Genomic DNA, 10,415 nt, shown 5'->3' on the forward strand with positions numbered 1-10,415 from the left:
TAAAAAACGGCATGCAGAGGCAAAGTCTGTTGGTGGTATCCCTGCTGTTGGGTGTAGCGTTGCAGGCGCAGCGGTTTGGCGGCAACCCGGCGTCCGTCAGGTGGAAACAGGTTAATACCGATACGGTACGGGTTATTTTTCCCGCGGGTATGGAAAGCAGTGCGCAAAGAGTGGCAGGCGCCGCGCACCTGCTGCAGCGCAACCATTCCCGTTCCATCGGCGACCAGGTCAGAAAGATCAGCATTGTACTGCACGACCAGACCCTTGTTTCCAACGGCTATGTGGGACTGGCGCCTTATCGCAGCGAATTTTACCTTACGCCTCCGCAGGATCCTTTTCAGCTGGGTGCGGTTAACTGGGCCGATAACCTGGCCGTGCATGAATTCAGGCACGTGCAGCAATACAGCAATTTCAACAAAGGACTTTCAAAAGCCGCATCGGTGATACTGGGCGAGCAGGGGCAGTTTGTGGCCAACGCGGCGGCGGTGCCCGACTGGTTTTTTGAAGGCGACGCGGTGTTCAACGAAACAAAACTTACCCGCCAGGGCAGGGGCGTGCTGCCTTTGTTCCTGAGCAGTTATCAATCATTGTATCGTTCCGGTAAACAATACAGCTACCAGCAGCTGCGTAACGGCTCGCTCCGCAGATACATGCCCGATCATTACGATCTGGGTTACCTGCTGGTGGCGTATGGACGTAAACAATATGGAGACGATATCTGGCGAAAAGTAACGGATGACGCCGCCAGGTTCAAACCGCTGTTCTATCCTTTCCAGGGCGCTGTGAAGAAGCACATGGGTATTCCGTTTAACCGGTTTGTAAACGATGCGCTGCAGTATTACCGGCAGCAATGGCAGGCGGAGAAAGAAGATACGCCCACATGGATCACCACGCCCGAGAAGAATACCGTAAACAATTACCATTGTCCTTATGTGCTGGAAGACGGATCCGTACTGGTATTGAAGAACAGTTACCGTAAGATACCCGCGTTCTACAAAATTATTTCCGGCAGGGAGGAGCGGATCGCGGTGCGGGGTATTGCGATCGATGATTATTATTCCTACAAAAACGGAACGATCGTTTACAGCAGCTACCGCCCCGATGCCAGGTGGGGGTTCCGGGAGTTTACCGATATCAGGACCATCGATATCAGAACCGGCGAAGAACAGACCCTTGCCACAGGATCAAAATACCTGTCACCCGATATCTCATCAGACGGAAAGCGTATTGTAACCGTGGAGATGGAGCCGTTTATGCGCAGCAGGCTGGTGGTGTTGGACAGGAACGGCGCCTTGCAGGATTCGGTTGGGGAAACCGGCATCCAATACTCCCATCCGAAATTTGCCGCCGATGACCGTCATTACTACGTGGCGGCAAGAAACGACCGGGGCGAAATGGCGCTGCTGAAATACGGCTCCGGCAAACAGGCACTGCTGGGTTATACAAACAACCGGATCGGCTACCTGACAGTGCGCGGCGATACCGTTTTGTTTACCATCAGCAACGGCGCACGCGATGAGATCTGGGCGCTGATCGACGGAAAGCAGGCCAGGGGGCCTTACCGGCTGGCTTCTTATGCAACCGGTCTTTACCAGGCGGTGATCAGACCCGACGGCAAGCTGCTGGCTGCCGCATTTACGGCCGACGGTTACCGGCTGGGGCTGTTCAGTCCGGCATGGCAGCCTGCGGCTGCGGAAACCGGGTCGGGGCAGCCCCTGTATATTCCCGGGGTATACCAAACCGCCGATCATGAGGCACTGGATCGTTTGCCGGCAAATCCTTACCCGGTGAGCGTTTATCCGAAATCGCACCGTCTTTTCAATGTCCATAGCTGGCGGCCCTATTTCGAAGACCCGGATTACTCCTTTACCGTATACGGGCAGAATGTGCTAAACACCCTGCAGACAGAACTGGCCTATTCCTACAATTACAATGAGCACAGCCATAAGCTGAGTGCGGCGGGTATATTCGGGGGCACCTATGTGCAGCCCCTGGTGGGGGTAAGCCAAACCTGGCAGCGTGCTGCTTCACTGACCCGCGATACTTCTGTTAGCTGGAACGAACTGGCGGGGTATGCGGGACTGCAGCTTCCGCTGAACCTGACGGGCGGGCGGCAATACCGCTACCTGACATTATCGGGCACCTTTCACGTGAATAAGGTAAGCTGGACGGGGCTGGCGCAGAAGTTCCTGCGGGACCGGGAGGTCGATTACCTGACGCTGCGGCTGCGGTATTCGGGACAGATCCAGCAGGCGCGGCAGCAGATATACCCGCACTGGGGGCAGGGGCTGCTGCTGCAGTACCGGACTGCGGTGAACCAGCAAACCGCCCGCCAGTTTCTGGGCGTGGCATCGCTGTACCTTCCGGCGCTGGCCAACAGCCATTCGCTGGTGCTTACGGCGGCCTATCATGGCCGGGATACCCTGAACAGGTACCTGTTCTCCAACGATTTTCCTTTTGCCCGCGGCTATCGCGAGGTGGATTTCCCGCGGATGTGGAAGTTCGGGGTCAACTACCATTTTCCCCTGCTGTACCCCGATCTGGGGCTGGGGCAGATCGTTTATTTTCTGCGGATAAGGGCCAACCTTTTCTACGATTATTCCCGGGGCAGGAGCCTGCGTACGGGAACAGCATTCCCCTTCAATACCGTGGGCACCGAAATCTATTTCGATACCCGCTGGTGGAACCAGCAACCGGTTACCTTCGGGGTCAGGTATAACCACCTGTTAAATAACGAGTTTCGGGGAGGTACCAACCCCGATAACTGGGAGCTGATCCTGCCTGTGAACCTGTTTTAACTGTGGATTACGCGGATTTTAAAGTAATTTTGGCAGATTTTTCCACAAATCAGGCATTTTTCCGGACATATTTTTCATATTTCGGTTGCCTTTCAATATCTTTGCAGCCCCAAAAATTGTATGTCGAAACAACCACTGATCAAACAAGATGGCGTAATCCTGGAAGCATTGAGCAATGCCATGTTCCGGGTAAAGTTGGAAAACGGTCACGAAATACTGGCCACCATCTCGGGGAAAATGAGGATGCACTATATCAGGATATTGCCTGGTGACAAAGTGGGAGTGGAGATGAGTCCGTACGATTTGAGCAGGGGAAGGATCATATTCAGGTATAAATAACAGGCTATAAACAATAACCCGCCTTCGCTAAAGCTTCGGCGGGTAAACAAAACCAGAAACAATGAAAGTTAGGGCTTCCATTAAAAAACGCAGTGCTGATTGCAAGATCGTGAAGAGGAAGGGTAAATTGTTCGTGATCAACAAAAAGAATCCACGCTTCAAGCAGCGCCAGGGATAATTTGAAGATGGGCTGATTTGAAAATTTGAAATGACATCAAGTTTTCGTCAGCGGCAATTTTCAGATTTTCAAATTTTCAAATTTTCAAATCAAATCAGAATATGGCTCGTATTGCCGGTATTGACTTACCAAAGAACAAAAGAGGCGAAATTGGTCTTACCTATATTTTCGGTATTGGCCGTTCAACAGCTCAGTACATCCTCGACAAAGCTGGGATCAACTATGACAAGAAAGTGAGCCAGTGGAACGATGATGAGCAGGCTGCCATCCGTAACATCATCAACAATGAGTTCAAGGTAGAAGGTGCGCTTCGCAGTGAGGTATCTATGAGCATCAAACGTCTGCTGGATATCGCCTGTTACCGCGGTCTGCGTCACCGTAAAGGTCTGCCCGTTCGTGGCCAGCGTACCAAAACCAACAGCCGTACCAGAAAGGGTAAGCGTAAGACGGTTGCAGGTAAGAAGAAAGCGACCAAGAAATAATTAATAATTTGAGAATCTGAAGATTTGAAAATGCAAAACTGATTTTCAAATCTTCAGATTCTCAAATTTTCAAATCCGCCAGTCTTGGATCCTGAAAAGGGGAGAGACTCCGGTGCCCGGTTTCCGGGTTTTCATTTTTTAAAGATTACCTCAAAGAACAAACATGGCTAAACCACAAAAGGCTCAGAACAGCGCAAAAGCTGTAGCCAAGAAAAGAATCGTGAAAGTTGATGCTGCCGGTGAAGTGCGCATCTCTGCAACTTTCAACAACATCATCATCAGCTTTACCAACAAATCAGGTCAGGTGATCAGCTGGAGCAGCGCGGGTAAAATGGGCTTCAAAGGCTCAAAAAAGAACACACCCTATGCCGCCCAGATGGCTGCCGCCGATGCTGCGAAAGTAGCACTGGACGCAGGTCTGAAGCGTGTGGAAGTGTTCGTAAAAGGACCGGGTTCAGGCCGCGAAGGCGCTATCCGCTCTCTTTCACAGTCGGGCATCGAAGTGATTTCCATCAAAGACGTTACCCCGCTGCCGCACAACGGCTGTCGTCCGCCGAAACAGAGAAGAGTTTAATGTATTTTGGAATTGGGGATTGGGAAATTTGGTAATTCAATTCCCCAATCCCCGGTTTCAAAATGTCAAAATACAACAGGGTTGATCATTGATTTTAGATTTTTACTGATGATCCGCCGTCATTAAAAAATCACAAACAAAAACAAATGGCACGTTACACAGGTCCCAAGACCAAAATTTCAAGGATTTTCGGAGAGCCCATCCTGGGCAATGGTAAATGGCTGGGTAAGAACAGCAATCCTCCCGGTCAGCACGGTGCTGCCCGCAAGCGTAAAACACTGGGTGAATACGCTCTTCAGCTGCGCGAAAAACAAAAGGCAAAATACACTTACGGTGTGCTTGAGCGCCAGTTCCGCAAAACATTTGAGGAAGCACAGCGTCTGAAAGGTGTAACCGGTGAAAACCTGATCAAACTGCTCGAAGCACGTCTTGACAATACCATTTTCCGCATGGGTCTTACCGCCAGCCGTCCTGAAGCAAGGCAGCTGGTGTGCCATAAGCATATTACGGTGAACGGCGAGGTAATGAACATCCCTTCTTACCAGTGCCAGCCCGGCGATATCATCGCGTACAAACCCAAAAGCGCCGATAATTCAGGCGTAACCAGCAAAAGCCGCGGCAAGAACCCCAAGTTCAGCTGGCTCGACTGGAACGAAGCCGAGAAAAAAGGCACTTTCATCACGTTCCCCGAGCGTGAGAATGTTCCTGAGAATATCAAGGAGCAACTGATCGTCGAGTTGTACTCTAAATAAGCGTGAACCGTGAGACCTGCGTGGCGAGAAGATAATCTCTTGTACCGGGTCTCATGTTCCACGAAACAAAATTCCCGCAATGATGCGGACAACGCAGTAAAAACCAAGTTTTAATATGGCCATATTAAGCTTTCAGAAACCGGATAAGATCGTTCTCCAAAAGGCAAATGATTTTGAAGGTCAGTTTGAATTCCGTCCATTAGAGCCAGGTTTCGGCCTGACTATCGGCAATGCTTTACGCAGGGTATTGCTCAGCTCTCTGGAAGGTTTTGCTATTGTAGGTATCAAGATCGAAGGCGTTGACCACGAGTTCGCCACCATCAAGGGCGTAACCGAAGACGTTACCGAGATCATCCTGAACCTGAAGCAGGTGCGTTTCAAGAAAACGGTTGATCACGACGTTGCCAACGAAAAGATCAACCTGTCTATTAAAGGCCGTACCGAGTTCAATGCCGGTATGATCGGTGAACTGAGCCAGAACTTCCAGGTGATGAACCCGGAACTGGTGATCTGCACCATGGACACAACTTCTAAAATGGATATCGAGATCACGATCTCAAAAGGCCGTGGCTATATCCCTGCGGAAGAGAACAAAATAAAAGATGCTGTATTTGGTTATATCGCCATCGATTCTATCCACACACCCATCAAGAACGTGAAATACGCCATTGAGAACTACCGTGTGGAACAAAGGACCGATTACGAGAAACTGGTTCTGGACGTGGCTACCGACGGTACCATTCATCCCGAAGATGCCGTTAAACAGGCTTCACGTATCCTGATCCAGCACCTGATGATCATCACCGACGAGAACATCACTTTCGATAACAAGGAAGACAAGAAAGAAGACGTGGTTGATGAGCATGTACTGCAGCTCCGTAAAGTGCTGAAAACACCGCTGGAAGACCTGGATCTTTCCGTGCGTGCCTTTAACTGCCTCAAAGCAGCGAAGATCAACAGCCTGAGCGAACTGGTGCAGTACGAGCAGGAAGACCTGATGAAATTCCGCAACTTCGGTCAGAAATCACTTTCAGAGATCGAGCAGGTGCTCACTGAAAGAGGCCTGAGCTTCGGAATGGATCTGAACAAACTGGGATTGGACAATTTAGATAACTGAGGTTGAATGGCTGATTGGGTTATTCGTAAATGATCGCCCAACAGTTTATCCCGCCTATTTTCAAACATCCTGCAATTCCTGACACGGTGCAGGGTTAAAAACAACAAGTCATGCGTCACGGAGACAAAATCAACAACCTGGGTCGTAAGAAAGCACACCGCGTTGCTTTGTTACAGAACCTCGCAAGCCAACTGATCACGCACAAACGCATCGTTACCACGCTGGCAAAAGCCAAAGCGCTGCGTACCTATGTAGAGCCGCTGATCACCAAAACAAAGAAAACGGAGAACGCCCTCCAGATCAGCCACAACCACCGCCTGGTGTTTGCCGAGCTGCAGGATAAGGCGGCTGTGAAAGAACTGTTCACAGTGATCGGTCCGAAAGTGGCCGGCCGTCCGGGTGGTTATACCCGCATCATCAAACTGGGTATCCGTCCTGGTGACAATGCCGAGAAAGCGATGATCGAGCTGGTGGACTTCAACGAGATCTACGGCAAAGGTGTTGAGAAAGCAGCTGAGCCAGCCAAGAAAACACGTCGTGGCCGCGCTCCTAAAAAAGCCGCTGAAACCGCCGCTCCTGCTGCCGAAGCACAGGCGCCGGTGGAAGAAGCTACTGCTACTGAAGAAAAAACGGCTGAATAACCGATGGTTAACAGAAAAAATAGAAAGGCATTCGTTTTACGGATGCCTTTTTTGTAAACCGGAAGGCGGGGGATTATGGATTAGCGGATGATGGATTCGCGGATTGGGTATTCTCTGCGAAACTCGGCCCCTCCGCGCCTCTGCGGTGAAAACAGGGTATCGCAGAGCAAGGGAGTTTTCGGCTACGTAACCGGCAGCCGCCGAGAAATACGAAAATCCACCATCCGAAAATCCGCAATCCGCTAATCCATATCCCATGTGAAAAATTTTATGCCGGATTTTAGAGAAGATGAACTTTTTTTGCAATCGAAATAACCCCACGCAATGACGCAGACAAGGCAACCCGCTACACTTTTACTGGCTGATGGACACGTGTTCCAGGGCTTCTCTTTTGGTAAGAAAGGAACTACCACGGGAGAGATATGTTTCAATACCGGTATGACCGGTTACCAGGAGGTATTCACTGATCCCAGTTATACCGGCCAGGTGCTGATCATGAACAATGTGCATGTGGGTAACTACGGTGTTAAAAGCGCCGATGTGGAGAGCGGCAGCATAAAGATCCGCGGCCTGATAGCCCGTAACCTGGAAGAGCAGTTCAGCCGTATACAGGCCGAAGGCAACCTGGATGAATACCTGGTAAAAAACAATATCGTAGCCATTGAAGGCGTGGATACCAGGGCGCTGGTGGCGCATATCCGCACCAAGGGTGCCATGAACTGTATTATCTCATCCGAGATCAGCGATATCGCCGAACTGAAAGCGGAACTGGCCAAAACGCCAGATATGGATGGCCTGGAACTGGCCAGCACCATCAGCACAACAGAGGAATACGAACTGGGCGATCCCGGCGCGGCGATGAAAGTGGCCGTACTCGATTTCGGGGTGAAAAAACACATCCTCGAATGCCTGGTAACCAGGGGTGCGTATGTTCGCGTACACCCGGCAAAAACACCGCTCAGCAGGTTAAAAGAATTCAATCCCGACGGCTATTTTATCTCCAACGGTCCCGGCGACCCAGCGGCCATGCCCTATGCGATAGATACGCTGAAAGATATCCTGAAAGAAGATAAACCGGTATTCGGCATCTGCCTGGGACACCAGCTGCTGGCGCTGGCAAACGGCATCCCCACTTTTAAAATGCACCATGGCCACAGGGGACTGAACCATCCGGTGAAGAACCTGATAACCGGGCAGTGCGAGATCACCACCCAGAACCATGGTTTTGGCGTAGATCCCGAGGCTGTGCGCAACCATCCTGATGTTGAGGTAACGCATGTAAACCTGAACGATTCATCCATAGAAGGCATCCGTCTCAAAAACAAAAAAGCCTTCAGCGTTCAATACCACCCCGAGAGCACACCCGGCCCGCACGACAGCCGCTACCTGTTCGACAGTTTTGTGGATATGATGAAATGATCTGTAGTCTGCTGTCTGTGGTCTTTGGGTTGTAGTTAACCACAGACCACAGACAGCAGGCCCAACACAACTATCCCCCTTCTTTAGTACATTAGCGCTATGAAAATCGCCATCATTAACGGGCCCAACCTGAACCTGCTGGGTAAGCGGGAGAAGGATATCTATGGGGATATGTCTTTTGAGAAATACCTGCCCGTGCTGCGCGAAATGTTTCCCTCCGTGACATTCTATTATTTCCAGAGCAATATAGAAGGCGAGCTGGTTGGCGAGATCCAGCGCACGGGTTTTGAATACGATGGCATCGTACTCAATCCGGCGGCCTATACGCATACCTCCGTCGCTATCGGCGATGCGATCGCTGCCATTAAAGTGCCGGTGGTGGAAGTGCATATCAGTAATGTGCATGCACGCGAAGAGTTCCGGAAACTGTCTTATGTATCTGCAAAAGCCGCAGGAAGTATTTTCGGGCTGGGTCTGCAGGGCTACGAACTGGCCGTGCGCTGGCTGATCGGTAAAGCCTGACGAACGGTACGATATTTGTCCATTGCCACACCATGAATCAACGATATTCCAGTAAGGTCCGCTGGCTGATATTGATCGCTGCTGTTGCGAAACTGCTTGTGTCTGCACTGCTCGAACTGGGTAATGACGAAGTGTATTACTGGATCTATGCCATCCAGCCCGACTGGAACCATTTTGATCACCCGCCGATGGTAGGCTGGCTGATCAGGGTTACCACCTTTAACCTGCTCTGGGTAAATGAGGTATCGCTGCGGTTGGGAAGCATTATCTGCGCCTCCGTTTCCACCTGGTTCATCTTCAAAACCGGGAAACTGCTTGCCAATGAGAGAGCGGGATGGTATGCGGCACTGATCTACAATTTTTCCGTGTACACGGGTTTTATCGCAGGTATGTTTATCCTGCCCGATTCGCCGCAGATGCCTTTCTGGACAGGCGCTTTGTACATTATGGCGCACCTGTTTGTCCGGAACGACGAACACAAACTGGGTATCTGGCTTTTACTGGGACTGATGATCGGGCTCGCCGCGCTGTGTAAAGTGCATGGCCTGTTTTTATGGGCCGGGTTCGGGTTATTCCTGCTGATCGTGCGTGCGAAATGGCTGCTGAACTGGCGTTTGTATGCCGCGGTGGCGGTGACACTGGTCTGCGTATTTCCCATCGTTTACTGGAATGTGCTGAATGATTTTATCACTTACCGGTTTCATTCGGAAAGAGTAACCCATACCTCGTTACAATGGGATATGCTGGGCAGGGAGATAGCAGGAGAGATCGTTTACCAGAACCCGGTCATATTTTTATTGGTCATTGCCGCCTTATTTACCATGCTCGCTAACCGGATACGTTTTAGCCGCAGATCAGCTTCCGTATGGCTGTTGTGTATGAGTTTGCCGATGATCGCCGTATTCTGGGGCATATCCCTGTTGAACCCCACACTGCCGCACTGGAGCGGTCCCGGGTATATTCCGCTGTTCCTGGTGGCGGGGGTGTTTCTTGAACAGCGCTCAAGGCAGTCTGTGCCCGGTATCCTCAAAGTGGCAGCCACGCTGGTATCGGTCGCCCTGGTAGCGGGTGTGTTGCTGGTGCGGTTGTCGCCGGTTAATTTCGGCAGCCACGACCGGCAGAATTTTGGCGAGTACTGCCCAACGCTCGATCTTTCCGGCTGGCGGAGCTTCAGTAAACGTTTTGCTGCGTTGAAGCAGCAGGATATCGACAATGGCAGGATGCGCGACAGCACACCTATTATCACCGACAAATGGTTCCCGGCAGGACATCTTGAATTCTATACCGCAAGAACCACCCATACCACGCTGCTGGGTGTGGGAAAGCTGGAAGACATACACAAATTTGCCTGGCTGAACAGGGAGAGAAGCCCGCTGCGGATCGGCCAGGATGCCTATGTGATCGTTCCCTCTAATTTGCCGCTTAATGTAAAGGAAGCGTACGGCAGTTATTTCAGCAAGATAGAAGTGCCTGCCATTATTCCGCAGAAACGTATGGGCAGGATCGTGCGCTATTTTTATGTATACCGCCTGAAAGATTGCCGCTTGCTGCCGAAGATGGGAGTATTGTGAATGAAGATGGTGGACCGCGGAT

The 10,415-nt window shown here is 51.0% G+C and carries 11 protein-coding genes; all 11 read left to right on the forward strand.

What is annotated here, in order from left to right; all coding sequences use genetic code 11:
• Nucleotides 1-11 precede the first annotated feature (11 nt).
• Nucleotides 12-2,798 (forward strand): TolB family protein, encoded by a 2,787-nt coding sequence (locus GWC94_RS04295; RefSeq protein ID WP_161833795.1) that lies wholly within the window; start codon nt 12-14, stop codon nt 2,796-2,798.
• Between the two features lie 120 nt (nt 2,799-2,918).
• Nucleotides 2,919-3,137, forward strand: a complete 219-nt coding sequence (gene infA, locus GWC94_RS04300; RefSeq protein WP_026752042.1) for a translation initiation factor IF-1 — start codon at nt 2,919-2,921, stop codon at nt 3,135-3,137.
• A 61-nt stretch (nt 3,138-3,198) separates the two neighbouring features.
• On the forward strand, nt 3,199-3,315 hold the full coding sequence (ykgO, locus tag GWC94_RS04305) for a type B 50S ribosomal protein L36 (protein ID WP_071790319.1): 117 nt from the start codon (nt 3,199-3,201) through the stop codon (nt 3,313-3,315).
• Between the two features lie 101 nt (nt 3,316-3,416).
• Nucleotides 3,417-3,797 (forward strand): 30S ribosomal protein S13, encoded by a 381-nt coding sequence (gene rpsM, locus GWC94_RS04310; RefSeq protein ID WP_161833796.1) that lies wholly within the window; start codon nt 3,417-3,419, stop codon nt 3,795-3,797.
• Between the two features lie 163 nt (nt 3,798-3,960).
• Nucleotides 3,961-4,371 (forward strand): 30S ribosomal protein S11, encoded by a 411-nt coding sequence (gene rpsK, locus GWC94_RS04315; RefSeq protein ID WP_161833797.1) that lies wholly within the window; start codon nt 3,961-3,963, stop codon nt 4,369-4,371.
• A gap of 146 nt (nt 4,372-4,517) precedes the next feature.
• Entirely contained in the window at nt 4,518-5,123 is a 606-nt protein-coding gene (rpsD, locus tag GWC94_RS04320) for a 30S ribosomal protein S4 (protein WP_161833798.1), read from the forward strand.
• Nucleotides 5,124-5,238: 115 nt separating this feature from the next.
• Nucleotides 5,239-6,240: a DNA-directed RNA polymerase subunit alpha gene (locus tag GWC94_RS04325; RefSeq protein WP_161833799.1), complete on the forward strand. Its 1,002-nt coding sequence runs from the start codon at nt 5,239-5,241 to the stop codon at nt 6,238-6,240.
• A gap of 110 nt (nt 6,241-6,350) precedes the next feature.
• The gene (gene rplQ / locus GWC94_RS04330) at nt 6,351-6,881 is read left to right on the forward strand and encodes a 50S ribosomal protein L17 (RefSeq protein WP_161833800.1); all 531 of its coding nucleotides are present in this window, start codon (nt 6,351-6,353) and stop codon (nt 6,879-6,881) included.
• 324 nt (nt 6,882-7,205) lie between these two features.
• Complete coding sequence (gene carA / locus GWC94_RS04335; RefSeq protein WP_161833801.1) at nt 7,206-8,300, forward strand: glutamine-hydrolyzing carbamoyl-phosphate synthase small subunit; 1,095 nt, start codon at nt 7,206-7,208, stop codon at nt 8,298-8,300.
• A 99-nt stretch (nt 8,301-8,399) separates the two neighbouring features.
• On the forward strand, nt 8,400-8,822 hold the full coding sequence (gene aroQ, locus GWC94_RS04340; protein WP_161833802.1) for a type II 3-dehydroquinate dehydratase: 423 nt from the start codon (nt 8,400-8,402) through the stop codon (nt 8,820-8,822).
• A gap of 32 nt (nt 8,823-8,854) precedes the next feature.
• Entirely contained in the window at nt 8,855-10,393 is a 1,539-nt protein-coding gene (locus tag GWC94_RS04345; protein ID WP_161833803.1) for an ArnT family glycosyltransferase, read from the forward strand.
• Nucleotides 10,394-10,415 lie beyond the last annotated feature (22 nt).

The sequence above is a fragment of the Sediminibacterium soli genome, from assembly GCF_009939225.1.
GTDB classification, from domain to species: Bacteria; Bacteroidota; Bacteroidia; order Chitinophagales; family Chitinophagaceae; genus Sediminibacterium; species Sediminibacterium soli.

Coding starts and splice junctions, on each gene's coding strand:
- GWC94_RS04325 (WP_161833799.1), top strand. CDS start 5,239: ATGGCCATATTAAGCTTTCAGAAACCGGATAAGATCGTTCTCCAAAAG.
- aroQ (WP_161833802.1), top strand. CDS start 8,400: ATGAAAATCGCCATCATTAACGGGCCCAACCTGAACCTGCTGGGTAAG.
- GWC94_RS04345 (WP_161833803.1), top strand. CDS start 8,855: ATGAATCAACGATATTCCAGTAAGGTCCGCTGGCTGATATTGATCGCT.
- infA (WP_026752042.1), top strand. CDS start 2,919: ATGTCGAAACAACCACTGATCAAACAAGATGGCGTAATCCTGGAAGCA.
- rpsM (WP_161833796.1), top strand. CDS start 3,417: ATGGCTCGTATTGCCGGTATTGACTTACCAAAGAACAAAAGAGGCGAA.
- rpsD (WP_161833798.1), top strand. CDS start 4,518: ATGGCACGTTACACAGGTCCCAAGACCAAAATTTCAAGGATTTTCGGA.
- GWC94_RS04295 (WP_161833795.1), top strand. CDS start 12: ATGCAGAGGCAAAGTCTGTTGGTGGTATCCCTGCTGTTGGGTGTAGCG.
- rpsK (WP_161833797.1), top strand. CDS start 3,961: ATGGCTAAACCACAAAAGGCTCAGAACAGCGCAAAAGCTGTAGCCAAG.
- carA (WP_161833801.1), top strand. CDS start 7,206: ATGACGCAGACAAGGCAACCCGCTACACTTTTACTGGCTGATGGACAC.
- rplQ (WP_161833800.1), top strand. CDS start 6,351: ATGCGTCACGGAGACAAAATCAACAACCTGGGTCGTAAGAAAGCACAC.
- ykgO (WP_071790319.1), top strand. CDS start 3,199: ATGAAAGTTAGGGCTTCCATTAAAAAACGCAGTGCTGATTGCAAGATC.